18 protein-coding genes are annotated in these 14,863 nt (G+C 74.1%); 9 read left to right on the plus strand and 9 right to left on the minus strand.

What is annotated here, in order from left to right; all coding sequences use genetic code 11:
- Positions 1-4: 4 nt before the first annotated feature.
- Genes QQX13_RS02845 through moaA form a run of 8 tightly spaced genes read left to right on the plus strand, consistent with a single transcriptional unit; the run spans position 5 to position 6,535 of the window.
- Positions 5-1,597, plus strand: coding sequence for a helicase HerA-like domain-containing protein (locus QQX13_RS02845; protein ID WP_301152453.1), 1,593 nt, complete (start codon positions 5-7; stop codon positions 1,595-1,597).
- Positions 1,598-1,637: 40 nt separating this feature from the next.
- A complete protein-coding gene (locus tag QQX13_RS02850; protein WP_301120268.1) occupies positions 1,638-2,039 on the plus strand; it encodes a TOBE domain-containing protein in 402 nt (133 codons plus the stop codon).
- Positions 2,036-2,806 carry a molybdate ABC transporter substrate-binding protein gene (gene modA, locus QQX13_RS02855; RefSeq protein WP_301152454.1) on the plus strand — a complete coding sequence of 257 codons (771 nt, stop codon included), beginning with the start codon at positions 2,036-2,038 and terminating at the stop codon, positions 2,804-2,806. The genes QQX13_RS02850 and modA overlap by 4 nt, the downstream gene beginning before the upstream one ends.
- Positions 2,803-3,567, plus strand: coding sequence for an ABC transporter permease (locus QQX13_RS02860; RefSeq protein WP_301152456.1), 765 nt, complete (start codon positions 2,803-2,805; stop codon positions 3,565-3,567). Before modA ends, QQX13_RS02860 begins: the two co-directional genes overlap by 4 nt.
- A complete protein-coding gene (locus QQX13_RS02865) occupies positions 3,564-4,622 on the plus strand; it encodes a sulfate/molybdate ABC transporter ATP-binding protein (protein WP_301152457.1) in 1,059 nt (352 codons plus the stop codon). Before QQX13_RS02860 ends, QQX13_RS02865 begins: the two co-directional genes overlap by 4 nt.
- 10 nt (positions 4,623-4,632) lie before the next feature.
- Entirely contained in the window at positions 4,633-5,124 is a 492-nt protein-coding gene (locus QQX13_RS02870; RefSeq protein WP_301120260.1) for a MogA/MoaB family molybdenum cofactor biosynthesis protein, read from the plus strand.
- The gene (locus QQX13_RS02875) at positions 5,124-5,543 is read left to right on the plus strand and encodes a molybdenum cofactor biosynthesis protein MoaE (RefSeq protein WP_301120258.1); all 420 of its coding nucleotides are present in this window, start codon (positions 5,124-5,126) and stop codon (positions 5,541-5,543) included. Before QQX13_RS02870 ends, QQX13_RS02875 begins: the two co-directional genes overlap by 1 nt.
- Entirely contained in the window at positions 5,540-6,535 is a 996-nt protein-coding gene (gene moaA, locus QQX13_RS02880) for a GTP 3',8-cyclase MoaA (protein ID WP_301152458.1), read from the plus strand. Before QQX13_RS02875 ends, moaA begins: the two co-directional genes overlap by 4 nt.
- 5 nt (positions 6,536-6,540) lie before the next feature.
- On the opposite strand, the gene QQX13_RS02885 is transcribed toward moaA, so the two are convergent.
- Positions 6,541-7,758, minus strand: a complete 1,218-nt coding sequence (locus QQX13_RS02885) for a mechanosensitive ion channel family protein (RefSeq protein WP_301152459.1) — start codon at positions 7,756-7,758, stop codon at positions 6,541-6,543.
- Between the two features lie 177 nt (positions 7,759-7,935).
- Between QQX13_RS02885 and QQX13_RS02890 the strand changes: the two genes are divergently transcribed.
- Positions 7,936-9,513, plus strand: a complete 1,578-nt coding sequence (locus QQX13_RS02890; protein ID WP_301152460.1) for an HNH endonuclease signature motif containing protein — start codon at positions 7,936-7,938, stop codon at positions 9,511-9,513.
- A gap of 40 nt (positions 9,514-9,553) precedes the next feature.
- On the opposite strand, the gene QQX13_RS02895 is transcribed toward QQX13_RS02890, so the two are convergent.
- Genes QQX13_RS02895 through QQX13_RS02930 form a run of 8 tightly spaced genes read right to left on the minus strand, consistent with a single transcriptional unit; the run spans position 9,554 to position 14,840 of the window.
- A complete protein-coding gene (locus QQX13_RS02895; RefSeq protein WP_301120251.1) occupies positions 9,554-9,817 on the minus strand; it encodes a MoaD/ThiS family protein in 264 nt (87 codons plus the stop codon).
- Positions 9,814-10,071, minus strand: a complete 258-nt coding sequence (locus QQX13_RS02900; protein ID WP_301152462.1) for a DUF6457 domain-containing protein — start codon at positions 10,069-10,071, stop codon at positions 9,814-9,816. The genes QQX13_RS02895 and QQX13_RS02900 overlap by 4 nt, the downstream gene beginning before the upstream one ends.
- Entirely contained in the window at positions 10,068-10,655 is a 588-nt protein-coding gene (gene mobA / locus QQX13_RS02905) for a molybdenum cofactor guanylyltransferase (protein ID WP_301152463.1), read from the minus strand. Before mobA ends, QQX13_RS02900 begins: the two co-directional genes overlap by 4 nt.
- Positions 10,652-11,125: a cyclic pyranopterin monophosphate synthase MoaC gene (moaC, locus tag QQX13_RS02910; RefSeq protein WP_301152464.1), complete on the minus strand. Its 474-nt coding sequence runs from the start codon at positions 11,123-11,125 to the stop codon at positions 10,652-10,654. Before moaC ends, mobA begins: the two co-directional genes overlap by 4 nt.
- On the minus strand, positions 11,122-12,321 hold the full coding sequence (locus tag QQX13_RS02915; protein ID WP_301152465.1) for a molybdopterin molybdotransferase MoeA: 1,200 nt from the start codon (positions 12,319-12,321) through the stop codon (positions 11,122-11,124). Before QQX13_RS02915 ends, moaC begins: the two co-directional genes overlap by 4 nt.
- Before the next feature lie 5 nt (positions 12,322-12,326).
- Positions 12,327-13,046 carry a HesA/MoeB/ThiF family protein gene (locus QQX13_RS02920; RefSeq protein WP_301120239.1) on the minus strand — a complete coding sequence of 240 codons (720 nt, stop codon included), beginning with the start codon at positions 13,044-13,046 and terminating at the stop codon, positions 12,327-12,329.
- The gene (locus QQX13_RS02925) at positions 13,036-13,728 is read right to left on the minus strand and encodes a sirohydrochlorin chelatase (protein WP_301120237.1); all 693 of its coding nucleotides are present in this window, start codon (positions 13,726-13,728) and stop codon (positions 13,036-13,038) included. The genes QQX13_RS02920 and QQX13_RS02925 overlap by 11 nt, the downstream gene beginning before the upstream one ends.
- A complete protein-coding gene (locus tag QQX13_RS02930) occupies positions 13,725-14,840 on the minus strand; it encodes a uroporphyrinogen-III synthase (protein ID WP_367281252.1) in 1,116 nt (371 codons plus the stop codon). The genes QQX13_RS02925 and QQX13_RS02930 overlap by 4 nt, the downstream gene beginning before the upstream one ends.
- Positions 14,841-14,863 lie beyond the last annotated feature (23 nt).

A 14,863-nucleotide genomic window follows, 5' to 3' on the forward strand; every position in this document is an offset into this window, starting at 1 on the left:
GCGCATGGACGCCTCCTCCCCCGAGTACGCCGCGCTTGTCGCGGAGGGCTACACGTTCGACGGTCCCGCGATCACGCTGGGCGCGCTGGTCCAGGGCGAGGACGCGACCGAGAGCGCCCAGGTGCGTCTGCCGCTCGCGATGATGAACCGGCACGGGCTCATCGCGGGCGCCACAGGCACCGGCAAGACCCGGACGCTGCAGGGCATGGCGGAGGCGCTGTCGGACGCCGGCGTGCCCGTGTTCGTCACCGACATCAAGGGCGACCTGTCCGGCATGGCCCGCGAGGGCGAGCCGAAGGACTTCATCGCGACGCGCGCCGCCGACATCGGCCAGGAGTGGGAGCCGCGGGCGTACCCGATGGAGTTCTACGCGCTCGGCGCGCCCGACCTGAGCGCGGGGATCCCGCTCCGCACCACGGTGACGGACTTCGGGCCGCTGCTGATGGCGAAGGTGCTGGGGCTCACGGACATCCAGGAGTCCGCGCTCGGGCTGGTGTTCCACTGGGCCGACACCAACGGTCTGGCACTGCTCGACCTCAAGGACCTGCGCGCCGTCATCCAGCACCTCACCTCCGACGAGGGCAAGGCGGAGCTGAAGGGGATCGGCGGGGTGTCCTCGCAGACGGCCGGCGTGCTGCTGCGCGAGATCGCCAACCTGCAGGCGCAGGGCGGCGACGAGTTCTTCGGCGAGCCCGCCTTCGACACCATGGACCTGCTGCGCACCACGCCGGAGGGCCGCGGCGTGATCTCGGCGCTCGAGCTGCCGGATCTGATCAGCAGGCCGCAGCTGTTCTCGACGTTCCTCATGTGGCTGCTCGCGGACCTGTTCGCGGATCTGCCGGAGGTGGGCGACGCGGACCGCCCGCGGCTGGTGTTCTTCTTCGACGAGGCGCACCTGCTGTTCGCGGACGCGTCCAAGGAGTTCCTCCAGCAGGTGGTCCAGACGGTGCGGCTGATCCGGTCGAAGGGGGTGGGCATCTTCTTCTGCACGCAGACCCCGAAGGACGTGCCGGCCGACGTGCTCGGGCAGCTCGGATCCCGCGTCCAGCACGCCCTGCGCGCGTTCACCCCCGACGACGCGAAGGCCATGAAGGCGACCGCGCGCACGTTCCCGAACTCCCCGTACGACCTCGAGGAGGTGCTCACCACCATGGGCATCGGCGAGGCCGTGGTGACGGTGCTCTCCGACAGGGGTGCGCCGACCCCCGTGGCGTGGACGCGGCTGTGCGCGCCGCGCGGGCTGATGGATCCGGCTCCCGCGGGGGTGATCGCGGACACGGTGAAGGCGAGCACGCTGTCCGCACGGTACGGCCAGGACGTCGATCGCGAGAGCGCGCACGAGCTGCTGGCCGCCCGCGCGGAGAAGGCGGCCGCCGCGGCGGCCGAGAAGGAGGAGGCCGCCGGGCAGGGCGGGCAGCGAGACGATGCGCGGGCCGGGTCGGGATCGCCGTCCCGGTCGCGCTCCGGCTCGCGTGCGGAGAGGTCGGGCGTCGAGAAGGTGCTCGAGTCTGCGCCCGTGCGCGACTTCGCTCGCACCGCCGGCCGGGAGATCGGGCGGTCGGTGATGCGGTCCATCCTCGGAGTCCTCAAGCGCTGACCCTTGCCCGCGCCGCAGATGCGGCAGTAACGTCCGCATCATGCCGGATATGAGGATCTCCGAGGCGGCCGAGCTGCTTGGAGTGAGCGACGACACGGTGCGCCGCTGGGTGCAGGCGCAGGGCATTCCCACGTGGAAGGACGAGTCGAACCGGACGGTGATCCCGAGCCTCGCGGTCGCCCAGCTCGCCCGCGAGTCGCGGCGGGTGGCCGAGGACGCCGGAGTGCGCCGGTCCGCGCGCAACCAGTTCGTCGGCATCGTCACCGCCGTGACGGTCGACACCGTGATGGCGCAGGTGGAGATGCAGTGCGGGCCGCACCGCGTGGTGTCCCTCATGAGCGCGGAGGCGGTCCGCGAGCTGGGGCTCGAGCCCGGCTCCGTGGCGACCGCGGTGGTGAAGGCGACCACCGTCATCGTCGAGACGCCGGCGGCGAAGGCGTGAGGCGGGTCGCCGGGATCGTCGTCCTGGTGCTGCTCGTCGCGACCATCGGTGCGGTGCTGGCGGGCTCGTTCATCGACCGCGGCGAGGTGGGGCCGGCGCACGACGGCATCACGGTGTTCGCGGCGGCGTCGCTCACGGACGTGGTCGAGCAGGTGGTCGAGGAGATCCACGCCGATCTGCCGTGGGCCGACATCACCGTGACCTACGGGGGCTCGTCGGATCTGGCGGCGCAGATCCTCGAGGGCGCGCCGGCTACCATCTTCCTGTCCGCCGACGAGGCCCAAGGAGACGCCGTCGCCGACGGCTTGGGCCTGGACGAACCCGCCGCGTTCGCGACCAACACGCTCACCATCGTGGTCCCGGAGGGCGATCCGGCCGCGGTGGAGGGTCTCGCGGACCTCGAGCGCGGGGACGTCACGAGCGTGATCTGCGCGCCGCAGGTCCCGTGCGGAGCCGCGACGGCGGAGCTCGCGTCCCTCGAGGGCCTGACGCTCTCCCCCGCGTCCGAGGAGCAGTCGGTCACGGACGTGCTGAGCAAGGTCGCCGCAGGCCAGGCCGATGCGGGGGTGGTGTACGTGACCGACGTCGCGCGGGCGTCGGGCGTGGAGGAGGTGCCGATCGCGGGAGCGGAGCGCGTGGTGAACACGTACGTCGCGGTCGCGATCCCCGGCGACCACGATCCCTCCCTCGCCGCGCGGTTCTGGGACGACCTCATGGGAACCCCCGGGCGGGCGATCCTCGCGGACGCCGGGTTCGGGCTGCCGTGACGGGTCCGCGCTGGCTCGCGCCCCTCGCCGTGCTCGGCGGGCTGCTGGTGCTGCTGCCCCTCGTGGGTCTCGCCTCGCGGGTGCCCTGGGAGGACTTCTGGTCGCTGGTGGCGTCGGACGCGTCCCTGACGGCGCTCGGGCTGTCGCTGCGCACCGCCGCTGTCGCGACCGGGCTCGTGGTCGCGCTCGGGGTGCCGCTCGGATTCGCGCTGCACCGCCTGCGAGGGCCCGTGCGCGGACTGGTGCGCGCCGTGGTGCTCGCGCCCCTGGTGCTGCCCCCCGTGGTCGGCGGCCTCGCGCTGCTGTACGCGTTCGGACGCCGCGGGCTGCTGGGCGAGCAGCTCGGCGGGGCGATCGCCTTCTCGACGGTCGCGGTGGTGATCGCGCAGACGTTCGTCGCGATGCCCTTCATGGTCGTGAGCGTGGAGTCGGCGCTCGACGCGCGGTCAGGGCGTCACGAGGCGATGGCCGCCACCCTCGGGGCCTCGCGCACGCGAACGTTGCTGGCGGTCACGCTGCCCGCGCTGGGGCCGGCGCTCGCGACGGGCGCGGTGCTGGCCTTCGCCCGGGCGCTCGGGGAGTTCGGCGCCACGCTGACCTTCGCCGGTTCGCTCGCCGGCGTGACCCGCACCGCGCCGCTCGAGATCTATCTCGCACGGGAGACCGACCCGGCCGCGGCGGCGGCCCTGTCCCTGGTGCTCGTGGCCGTGGCGATCGCCGTGGTCGCCCTCGCCTACCGGCCGCTGCGGGGCGCACGTTGACCGGGCTCGACGCGCGCGTGGCCGTCGCCTCCCGGGGGGTCGACGTGCGGCTCGGCGTGACCACCGGACGCACCCTGGTCCTGCTGGGCCCGAACGGATCGGGCAAGTCCACGCTGCTCGAAGGGATCGCCGGGATCCTGCCCGGCGCCGTGGGCGAGGTCCGGCTCGACGGGGCGGCGCTGGGCGAGGCCCGCACCCGCGGGGTCGGACTGCTGTCGCAGGACGATGCGCTGTTCCCCACGATGAGCGTCCTGGGCAACGTGGCCTTCGGGCCGCGCGCCCGCGGCGCGGCCCGCCTCGAGGCCGACGCGGTCGCGCGACGCTGGCTCGACCGCGTCGGGCTCGCGGGGCTCGAGGACCGCCGGCCCGGCGCGCTCTCGGGCGGTCAGGCGCGTCGCGTCGCGATCGCTCGGGCGCTCGCCGCGGATCCGCGCGTGCTGCTCCTGGACGAGCCATTCGCCGGCCTCGACGTGCCCGCCGCGAGCGGCGTCCGCGCGCTTGTCGCCGAGCTGCTGCAGGAGCGCACCGCGATCATCGCGACCCACGAGGTGCTGGACGCCTACGCCTTCGCCGACGACGTCGCCGTGATGGACGCGGGTCGCGTGGTCGAGCACGGAACGGCCTCCGAGGTGCTGTCGCGACCGCGGACGCCGTTCGCGGCCCGCATGGCAGCGAGGGTGCTGCTCACCGGCGAGATGCGGGGCGGGACGCTCGCCCTCGGCGGCGGGATACGCCTGCCGGTCACGGGCGGACCGGGCGCCGGCGAGGCGGCGGCGGTCGCCGTGCGGCCCGCCCAGGTCGTCGTGGGCGGCGCGGCGGATCCGCGTCTGACCTGGGTGGACGATGAGGTGGTCACCGTCGAGCCGCGCGGTGACGAGCTCCGCGTCACCGGACGGGTGGCCGCGGCGGACGTCGACGTGTCCCGCGCGGGCGAGCTCGTGGTCGGCGGACCGGTGAGGTTCGGGCTCCCGCACGGGCTGGACGCCTACCCGCTCACCGCTCCCGAGCCGCGCGCGCCAGGCGACGGCAACCCCGACGAAACACCCGCTTCGTAGACTCGGGTCCATGTCCCCGGATCTCGCCGGCGTCCCCGCGCACGTGATCACCGTCTCCGATCGGAGCGCGGCGGGCGCGCGTCCGGACGCATCGGGCCCGATCCTCGTCCAGGCCCTGATGACGCTCGGCGCGCAGGTGACCGCGCGCATCGTGCCGGACGGGATCGACAGCGTGAGGGGCGCGATCCGGGCGGCGGTCGAGGCCGGCGCCCGCGCCGTGGTGACCACGGGCGGCACCGGGCTCGCCCCGCGCGACCTCACGCCGGAGGCGACGGCGCCGCTTCTTGCCCGACCGCTGCCCGGGGTGGCCGAGCGCCTGCGCGCGGTCGACGCCGAGGCCGTGCCGACCGCGGCGCTGTCGCGCGGGCTCGCGGGGGTGACCGAGGAGGGCGTCGTGGTCGTCAACGTCGCGGGCTCGACGGGCGCGGCCCGATCGGCCGCCGTGGTGCTCGGGGCAGTGCTCCCCCACGCGCTCGCCCAGCTGGCGGGAGGGGACCACTGATGCCCGCGCTTGCGGCGGTCACCGCATCGTCCCTGTCGCTCGACGCGCATGTCGCGGCGGTCTCCTCGCCGCGCCACGGCGCGGTGGCGACGTTCGTCGGCATGGTGCGCGATCACGACCCCAGCGTTGTGGGTGAGGTGACTCACTTGGAATATTCGGCGCATCCGGATGCGGAGGCGGTGCTGGCGCGGATCGTCGCCGAGGTGGAGGACGCGTACGGCGCGGTGCTCGCCGTCACGCACCGGGTCGGGCTGCTCGGCGTGGGCGACGTCGCGATCGTCGGTGCCGCCGGCGCCGGGCACCGCGCGCAGGCCTTCGAGGCGTGCCGCGAGGCAGTGGAGCGAGTGAAGGCGGAGGTGCCGATCTGGAAGCGCGAGATCCTGGCGGACGGCAGCCACACGTGGGTGGGTCTGCGATGAGGGGGCTTGTCGACGGCTTCGGGCGCGTGCACCGCGACCTGCGGATCTCGCTGACCGACCGCTGCTCCCTGCGGTGCACGTACTGCATGCCCGCCGACGGGGTGCCGTGGCTGCAGAAGGACTCGCTGCTCAGCACCGAGGAGCTGGTGAGGCTCGCGTCGGTGGCGGTCGGGCTCGGCGTGACCGAGATCCGCCTGACCGGCGGGGAGCCGCTGCTGCGCCCGGACGTGGTCGACGTGGTCGGGCGGCTGGCGTCGCTGACGGGACCCGCCGGGCCGGTGGAGCTGTCCCTCACCACGAACGCCCTGCGGCTGCCCGCACTGGCCGCGCCGCTGGTCGACGCCGGCCTGCGCCGCGTGAACATCTCGCTCGACACCCTGCGTCGCGATCGCTTCCTCGAGCTGACGCGGCGCGACCGGCTGGTCGACACGCTCGCGGGCATCGCGGCGGCCGACGCCGCCGGCCTGTCCCCGATCAAGATCAACGCCGTCGCGATGCGGGGGGTGAACGACGACGAGATCGTCGACCTCACCGCCTACGCCGCCGACCGCGGCTATCAGATGCGGTTCATCGAGCAGATGCCCCTCGACGCGGGCCACACGTGGGACCGCGCGTCGATGGTGACGCGTGAGGAGATCCTCGACGCCCTCGGCGACCGGTGGTCGCTCTCCCCCGTCGACGCCGATCCTCACGCGCCCGCCCGGCTGTTCTCGCTCGACGCCGGGCCCGCGACCGTCGGCGTGATCGCGTCGGTGACGCGACCGTTCTGCGGGACCTGCGACCGCATCCGCCTCACGGCCGACGGGCAGATCCGCAACTGCCTGTTCGCGCGCGAGGAGTCGGACCTGCGGGCGCTGCTGCGGTCCGGGGCGGACGACGAGGCGCTGGCCGCGGCCATGCAGGCCGCGCTCCGGCTCAAGAAGGCCGGGCACGGGATCGACGACCCCGGCTTCCTCCAGCCGGACCGCCCCATGAGCGCGATCGGAGGCTAGGGGCCTCAGGACCTCGCGGCGGACTCGTCCGGCGCCGGCTCGACCACCGCATCGTCCCCGCCGCGCGTCTCCCTCGGCGTGCCGTGGGTGAACTGGCTGGCCCGCTCCTCGGCGGAGGCGCTGCCGGTGAACAGGCCGGACTCCCCCGCCTGCTCCGCGGCCTGCCGGGCGCCTCGGCGACCGGGACGACCGGCCGCCTGCTCCGTGACCAGGACGCGCTGGGCGGGGGCCGCGTCGGGCATCACGCTCTGGATCCACAGGACCATGGCCTCGCGCACGAAGCACCGCAGGTCGTACAGGGTGGGCGCGTCGTGGGCGGTGACCAGGATGCGGACGCGGACGTAGCCCTGGGTGGCCTCCGTGACCTGCAGGACGGACGCGCGGCCGTCGTAGAGGGGCGTCTCCGTCAGGACCTGCTCGAGGTGCTCGCGCATCCGCTGCGGGGACACGCGCCAGTCCAGGTCGAACTCGACGGAGCCGAGCAGCTCGGAGCCCTGGCGGGTCCAGTTCTCGTACGGCGTGGTGGTGAAGTAGGTGCAGGGCAGGACCAGGCGGCGGTCGTCCCACAGGTCGAGCACCACATAGCTCAGGGTGATCTCGCCCACGCGACCCCACTCGCCCTGGGCCACGATCACGTCGTCGACACGCAGCGCGTCGCTGAAGACCAGCTGGATCCCCGCGAACATGTTGCCCAGCACCGACTGCGCCGCGAGGCCCGCGACGATCGAGGCGATGCCCGCGGACGCGAGGACGCTCGCTCCGAGCGCGCGCACCTCGTCGAACGTGAAGAGCGACGCTCCGACCGCGATGACGACGATCAGGGCGATCGCGAGGCGCTTGACGATCAGGGTCTGGGTGCGCAGCCGCCGGGCGAGACGGTTGTCGGGCACGTCGATCCGGTTGTGCTCGAGCGCCAGATCGGCGAGGAAGCGCACGAAGCCGATGAGCAGCCACGCGAGGGTGGCGATCACCGCGATGGTGAAGATCCGCATGACGGCGGCCCACCAGTCGATGCCCTGGAGCGGCGCGCGCACCCCGATCCACAGGCCGAGCAGGATGCTCAGCATCCAGAAGGGTCGACGCGCATGGACCATCAGGGAGCGCGCCCAGGCCGTGCGCTTGGCGATGAGGCGCATGACGGTCTCGACCGCGAGGGCGACGAGCACCGCCACTCCCAGCCCGACGCCCGCGGCGACTCCGAATCCGAACCAGTCCTCGAGCATGTCTCTCCTCTCGGGGTGGAGGTGGGATCTCGACCGTACGTGAGGGGTGTTTCAGGCGTGTGACCGCCGGCCACCGCGACCGATGTCCCCAGGCACGATCGGAACGCACACAATTCACATGTCTACCAGGGTGGATGATCCGTCGGCGATGTCAGACGGTGGTGATCTGATGGTGTCATGAGCCTCTCGACCTCTCGATTCGCCTCCGGCGTCAGCGGCGTGCTGACGTTGGACGGGGTCGACGTGCGCGACCTCGCGGGAGGAGAGCTCGTGAGCGCGAACAGGACCTTCGCCGAGGTGTTCGTCGAGCTCAAGAGGCTCTATGCCCCCGTCGCGGCTCAGATCGCCGCTCGGTCCGCGCCGGGAGCAGGAGGGCTGGCCCGGAGTCAGGGCTTCGGCTCGCCGGAGCAGATGGTCGCGGCCGGCCTCGGCGGCACGCTCGCCGAGGCTCGGATGCTCATCGAGGCCGGACGCACCGTCCTGGACGCGGAGCCCGAGAATGACGATGACGACGAGGATTCAGGCGGCGAGGACGCGCCCTCGTACGACGACGAGGAGCTCGCGGAGGCCGAGCGCGAGCGGCAGCGCCTGGAGACGGAGCGACGCGAGGCCGAACGCGAGCGGGCGCGCGAGGAGCGCGCGCGTGCTCGCGAGGCAGCACGGCGAGCCGCGCTGACACCGCTGGCACGCGCGCTCGAGGACGGCGAGATCACGGCGGACGCCGCGGCGGTGATCCGCACGACCCTCGAGGGGCTGATCGCGGACACGGACGACCTGCGGGCACGCAAGGCCGACGTCGAGGCGACCCTCGTGCGTCGCGCCCTGCGATCGAACCTCGGACGGCTCCGCAGCGCGTGCGACCGTGCTGCGGCCGGCTTCGACGCGGCGCAGACGCACGCCCGCGCGACGCGGCTGTTCGAGGGACGCGGGGTGTTCCTCACCCCGCAGGCCGACGGCTCCGTCCGCCTGTCGGGCTCGCTGGACCTCTCCACCGCGGCCGGCGTGATGGCATTCTGCACGGCCTACGTCACCCGCGAGTTCCGCGCCGCGCGCGACCTGGACATCCCGGAGACGCGAACTGCCCCGCAGATGCGAGCCGATGCGCTCGCGCTGATGGCGGAGCACCTGATCGGCTGCACGGCGGCGCCCACCGGGGTCACCACCACGATCCTGGTCGAGGTCGATCTCGACAGCCTGGTCGCGCGCGGCGGGCTCGCGACCAACCACACCACCGGCACCACCATGGACGCCGGGCACCTGCGGCGGTGGTGTGCGGAGACGGGGGTCATCCCCGCCGTCCTGGGCGGCCCGTCGCAGCCTCTCGATCTCGGCCGGGCACAGCGCCTGGCATCGCCTGCGCAGAAGCTCGCGCTCGTCGCGCGCGACGGTGCCTGCGTCTGGTGCGGAGCGCCGCCGGCCTGGTGCGATGCCCACCACCTTCGTCACTGGTCGGACGGCGGCGACACCGATCTCGACAACATGGCGCTGCTCTGCTGGTCCTGCCACACGCGCATCCACACCACGGACTGGACCATCACGCGCCGTCACGGCAGGACGTGGATCATCCCACCGGCGCACATCGACCCGGATCGCACGCCGATGCCGGCCGCCCGCGAGCGCACCGGGACCGACGGGAACAGACCGGGAGCACCCCCGCCCGCCGCCTCGACGCAGGACGCCGATGCCCGGCCGGGCGGTGACGGGGCACCTGAAGAAGAGAGATCACCCAGTGATGGAGGCGCCCACCTCTTCTAGCCGCGATGGCCCGTCCATGCCCGGAACGGAGGCGACGAGGTCAGCCGCCCGCGAAGGGAGGGAGCACATCGACGGTCGCGCCCGGTTCGATCACGGCGCCCTCCTCGAGGCGCCCACCCCCGCTCATCATCGAGCACTGGGTGAGCACCCGCTCGAGCTCGGCGCCGTAGCGGTCGGCGAGCGCGGCGCGCAGGTCGGCGACCGTGCCGGCCTCGGCGAGGGTCTGGTCCTCGCCCGCCGCCTCCGCCGCGCCGGCGAAGAAGCGCACGGTGACGCTCCCACGGACCGTGGCCGAGGGGATCATCCGGGCATCTCCTCGGTCCACCTCGCCGCCAACCGCTCGACGGCGGCGACGCCCTCGTCGACCGTCACCCTCCCGGTGCCGACCGCCCACCCGACCAGGAAGGTCGTCAGAGGTGCCGCCGGACGCGCCACCGCGTGCGCGGCGTCGCGCGCGACGTCGAGCAGCGCGCCGGTGTGGCCGAGCGACTCCTCCTCGATGCCGAGCTCCCGCGCGAGCGCGGCGCTCCACGCGTCCAGCTGTGACGGCTCGCTCATGGTGCCTCCCCTCCCGCCCGGGCCAGCGCCTCGGGCGTGTCGATGTCGATCGCGGCGGCGCCGCACGGCACCTCCACCAGGGTCATGGAACGGGTCAGCGCGCGCATCGCCGCTCCGGCGGGCTCCCCGAGCGCCGCCAGCGCGTCGCTCAGCGCCCGTGTGCGATACACCGCGAGCAGCGGCTGGCGTCGGCCCTCGGTGTCGACCGCGCAGGCGCCGTCGATCCCGTCGCTCGAGGCGATTGCGGCCACGAGCACCGCGAGGGCGTCTCCCGCGAAGGGCATGTCGGCCGCGACCACGGCGACCAGGTCCGCCTCGTCGAGCCGCGACAATCCGGCGGCGATCGCCGCGACCGGACCACCGAATGGCGGCTCCTCCCACGCGCCGACGGTGCCGGGCACCGCGTTCTCGGGCGGGCCGACCACGACGATCGGCTCCGCGCCCGCCGCACGGCATGCGTCGACCGCGCGGCCGACCAGGGTGGCACCGCCGATCGACGCGAGGGTCTTGTCCGATCCGAACCGGCGCGCGCGCCCTCCCGCCGGCACGATCGCGGCGATCGACGCGCGGGCGGCATCCCTCACGGCTCGCGCCTCCACGACCCGGACTTGCCGCCCTCCTTGGCGATCAGCCGCACGCCCTCGACCGAGACCGACTTGTCGATCCCCTTGACCATGTCGACCACGTTGAGCGCCGCGACCGAGACCGCGGTGAACGCCTCCATCTCGACCCCGGTCCGGTCCGCGGTCCGCACCGTCGCGACGATCCTCACCCCGCCATCCTCAACCGCGAGATCCACGACCACGCCGTGGACGCCGATCACGTGGGCGAGCGGCAGCAGCTCGGGGGTGCGCTTGGCCGCCGCGATCCCCGCCACCCGCGCGACCGCGAGCACGTCCCCCTTGGGAACCGTGCCGTCCCGCAGCGCCGCGACCACGTGAGCGTGGCACGCGACGAAGCCCTCGACGGTGGCCGCCCTGACAGTGGGCTGCTTCTCGGTGACGTCCACCATGCGGGCGTGACCCGAGTCGTCCAGGTGCGTGAAGCGGGTCATGGGAGGAACCTCATGAGGCCCACGCTATCGCCCGCCTCGACGCGCTGGACGTCGGGCGGGACGATCGCCCAGCCCTCCGCCACCGCGAGCCGGAGCCCGAGGTGCGAGCGCGAGCCGCCCGCGTTCGCGGGACGCACCACCGGCGCCGCCGTGCCGCCCGGCACCGGGGGCTCGATCACCACCGGGATCCGCTGCTCGCGTCCCGGCGGAGACACCCAGCCCGAGCCCGCGACCGCGGCCTCGGGCTCGCGCGCGGGCAACCCGAGCATCGTCCGCAGCATCGGCTCGACGAAGGCGGTGAACGATGCGGCGACGGAGACCGGGTTCCCGGGAAGGCACGCGATCGGGACCCGACCCACGCGTCCCAGCCCCTGCGGCTTCCCCGGCTGCATCGCGACAGGGACGAACTCGACGCCGGCGTCGGCGAGCGCAGCCTTGACCACGTCGTAGGCGCCCACGCTCACCCCGCCGGCGGTGAGGATCAGGTCGCACCCCGCGGACGCCGTCTCGACCGCCGCGAGGAAGGCGACCGGGTCGTCGCCCAGCCGCAACGCCGCCGCGACCTCCCCACCGGCCTGCTCGACCAGCGCCGCCATCAACGTCGAGTTGGAGTCGAAGATCTGACCGGGTGCGAGCTCCTCGCCGGGCGCGCGGAGCTCGTCGCCCGTGCTCACCACCACCACGCGGGGCCGGGCCCGCACCGACACCTCCGCGTGGCCGGCCCCCGCGATCGCGGCGAGCCTCGGCGGCGTGAGGACCGTCCCGGCGCCGAGCACCAGGTCCCCCGCCCGCGCGTCCTCTCCCGCGAGCCGGATGTGCGCACCCGGCGCCGGAGCCACGGTGACGCGGACCCGCTCCAGGCCGTCGTCGGTGACCTCGCGCGGCACCACCGCATCGGCCCCCTGCGGCACCGGGGCGCCGGTCATGATCCGCGCGGCGGTGCCGGGCGCCAGCGGAGCCGGGAACACCCCCGCGGGGATGTCGGCCGAGACCGGCAGGATCGCGCCGGCCGCGGCCTCCGCGACGCGCACCGCGTAGCCGTCCATCGCCGAGTTGGTGAAGGACGGCACGTCGACCAGGGTCCTCACGTCATGCGCGAGCACCCGACCGAGGGCCGCGGCCGCCGGAACCTGCTCGCTCCGCGGCGCGCCCGCGAGCGTGAGCGCGGCGGCACGATGCTCGACGACCGATCGCATGACGCTCAGCGTCCCACCGCCTGCCGGCTGCGCGCGACCGCGATGTCGCGCCACCGGCCGGAACGGCCGTCGAGCATCGCGATGGTCCCGGCCAGGGTCTCGCCCGCTCCGGTCACCGCCTTGATCGCCTCGGTGGCCATCGCCGACCCGACCTGCGCGCAGACGGGGCCCATCACGGCGCCGCCCTCGCATGCCCCCAGCTCCGCGCGGGGCGGCTCGGGGAAGACGTCGCGCAGCCCCACGGCCGTGTCGAACACGGTGACCTGCCCGTGCCAGCCCTGCACCGCGCCCCAGACCACGGGCACGCCGGAGGCCGCCGCCGCGTCCGCGACCGCGTACCTCGCCTCGAAGTTGTCGGTGCAGTCGAGCACCGCGTCGGAGCCGCAGAGCAGCCCCTGCGCCGACGCCTCCGTCAGCCGCTCGCTGACCGCCGTCACCCTCAGCCCCGGCGCGATCCGGCGAAGGGCGCGCTCGGCCGCGACGACCTTGAGGGAGCCGACGTCGTCGGGACCGTACAGCGTCTGCCGGTGAAGGTTGGTGATGCTCACGTGATCCGAGTCGACCAGCACCAGCTCGCCCACGCCGGCGGCCGCGAGCGCGAGAGCGGCCGGGCAGCCCAGGCCGCCGACGCCGACGACGACGACGGCCGCCTCGGACAGCGCCCGCTGACCCTCGGGGCCGAAGCCTCCGAGCGCCCGCTGCCGCACGTAGGGGTCAGGCCCCATAACCGTCGTGATAGCGCTCGAGGATGATCTCGACCAGCTTCGGGTGCGGCGCGAGCGAACCCGTCACCTGGTCGGCGCCGGAGTCCTCGAGCCGCTTCTGGAAGAAGCCGGGAGCGAGCAGGAACGATGCGACCGCCACCGGCTCCTCCTCGCCGAACTGCCGCGCCTCGGCGACCGCCTCCGCGACCGTCGGGCTGATCCCCGCCGCGTATCCCACGCGCACCGGGCCGTCCCACCGGGCGCGGAGCATCTCCGCCGCCTCGGCCGTGTCCGCCTGGCTCCGCGGGTCCGAGGACCCGGCCGCCGCCAGGATCACGGTCGACGTCGGGTGGACGCCCGCCTCGTGGATCCTCTCCATGACGATGTCGATGAGCCGCGGGTCGGGGCCGAGGGCGGGGGCAGGCGAGATGTCCTCCCTGCTCTCCACCGCCTTCGCGATGTCGTGATAGACGTGATAGCCGCCCGCGAGCAGCAGCGGCACCACCACGGCGGCCGTGCCGAGGGAGGAGGGCGTGACCTCGTCGACCACGTCCTGCAGCTCGGGACCGTGCACGTCGACATACGCCTCGCGCACGTCGACGTCCGGCATGGCAGTCCGCACCGCCTCGATCACCGCGTGGATGGTGGCCTGCCCGTCGGGGTCGCGCGTGCCGTGCGCGCACGCGATCAGCACCGGCTTCATGCGGCCGTCACCGCCAGCGCGTAGCCCCGCTTGACCACGGTGCGCACCAGCGTGGGCGCACCCGAGTTCTCGCGCAGGCGGTTGATGGCGGCCTCGACGGCATGCGGACCGGCCTGCGCGCCGGGGAGCACCGCGCCGAGCTGCTCGCGGGTGAGCACGTTGCCCTTGGCGCGGGCGAGCGCGCGCAGGATCTCGAGCCCGGTCGGCGTCAGCGGCAGCACCCTGCCCTCGAGCACGGCGGCCGTGGCGCGCATGACGAGAGGACCGTCGGGTGTCGGCACCCCCACCGCGCTGTCCGTGAACTGCTGGACGAGCATCCGCACCAGCGCGCCGAGGCGCCACCGGTCCGGGAACGCCACGAGCAGGCCCGCCTCGCGCAGCGGCGCCGCCGTGACCGGACCCACCGCGGCGAGCACCAGCTCGCCCGCCGCCGCCCGTGCGGCGATCGTCGCGAGCACGCCCTGCGCTCGCGCCTCCGCGAGCCAGGACTCCGCGCCCGGGGCGGAGGTGAAGAGCACGGCGTCGCAGCCACCCGCCGCCGCCTGACCGACCCACTCGCGGTGCAGGTCGGCCTGGAGAGGCTCGCCCCAGCCGTAGACGAGGAGGCTCTGGACGTCGGCGCCCGCCTGGGTGAACGCCTCGTCGAGGCCGTCCGAGCCGTTGCCGTGGTGCTGGACCGCGACCCGCAGCCCCGCGACCCCCTCCGCGAGCAGGTAGTCGCGGAGCTCGGCCGCGGTCTCCGACTCGGCGACCCAGTCAGCCTCGAGCCCCGCCTGCTGGATCGCGCCCCGAGCCTTGGGGCCGCGCGCGACCAGGCGCGCACCGCGCATGGCATCGATGAGGTCCTCGGCGAGCCCCGCGGCATCGGCCGCCTCGATCCACCCCCGGAAGCCGATGCCGGTGGTCGCGACCACGATGTCCGGAGGGCTCGCGATGAGCGCACGGGTGTCGGCGATCAACCGCTCGTCGTCCATGTGCGGGATGGTGCTGAGCGCCGGCGCGTGACGGACGATCGCCCCACGCCGCTCCAGCGCCGACGCCAGCTCACGCTTGCGCCGATCCGCCGTGATCACCATCACGCACCCCGCGAGTGGCTCCCCCACCACGCTCACCGGGACCTCCTTGGGCTCGTCGG

It is taken from the genome of Demequina lignilytica (assembly GCF_030418375.1).
Lineage (GTDB): Bacteria > Actinomycetota > Actinomycetes > Actinomycetales > Demequinaceae > Demequina > Demequina lignilytica.

Excerpts from the sequence above, each read along its gene's own strand:
- QQX13_RS02870 (WP_301120260.1), top strand. The coding sequence starts at position 4,633 with ATGTCCCCGGATCTCGCCGGCGTCCCCGCGCACGTGATCACCGTCTCC.
- QQX13_RS02900 (WP_301152462.1), bottom strand. The coding sequence starts at position 10,071 with ATGAGCGAGCCGTCACAGCTGGACGCGTGGAGCGCCGCGCTCGCGCGG.
- QQX13_RS02895 (WP_301120251.1), bottom strand. The coding sequence starts at position 9,817 with ATGATCCCCTCGGCCACGGTCCGTGGGAGCGTCACCGTGCGCTTCTTC.
- QQX13_RS02920 (WP_301120239.1), bottom strand. The coding sequence starts at position 13,046 with ATGGGGCCTGACCCCTACGTGCGGCAGCGGGCGCTCGGAGGCTTCGGC.
- QQX13_RS02845 (WP_301152453.1), top strand. The coding sequence starts at position 5 with ATGGACGCCTCCTCCCCCGAGTACGCCGCGCTTGTCGCGGAGGGCTAC.
- moaC (WP_301152464.1), bottom strand. The coding sequence starts at position 11,125 with ATGACCCGCTTCACGCACCTGGACGACTCGGGTCACGCCCGCATGGTG.
- QQX13_RS02885 (WP_301152459.1), bottom strand. The coding sequence starts at position 7,758 with ATGCTCGAGGACTGGTTCGGATTCGGAGTCGCCGCGGGCGTCGGGCTG.
- QQX13_RS02890 (WP_301152460.1), top strand. The coding sequence starts at position 7,936 with ATGAGCCTCTCGACCTCTCGATTCGCCTCCGGCGTCAGCGGCGTGCTG.
- QQX13_RS02925 (WP_301120237.1), bottom strand. The coding sequence starts at position 13,728 with ATGAAGCCGGTGCTGATCGCGTGCGCGCACGGCACGCGCGACCCCGAC.
- moaA (WP_301152458.1), top strand. The coding sequence starts at position 5,540 with ATGAGGGGGCTTGTCGACGGCTTCGGGCGCGTGCACCGCGACCTGCGG.
- QQX13_RS02850 (WP_301120268.1), top strand. The coding sequence starts at position 1,638 with ATGCCGGATATGAGGATCTCCGAGGCGGCCGAGCTGCTTGGAGTGAGC.
- QQX13_RS02915 (WP_301152465.1), bottom strand. The coding sequence starts at position 12,321 with ATGCGATCGGTCGTCGAGCATCGTGCCGCCGCGCTCACGCTCGCGGGC.
- QQX13_RS02875 (WP_301120258.1), top strand. The coding sequence starts at position 5,124 with ATGCCCGCGCTTGCGGCGGTCACCGCATCGTCCCTGTCGCTCGACGCG.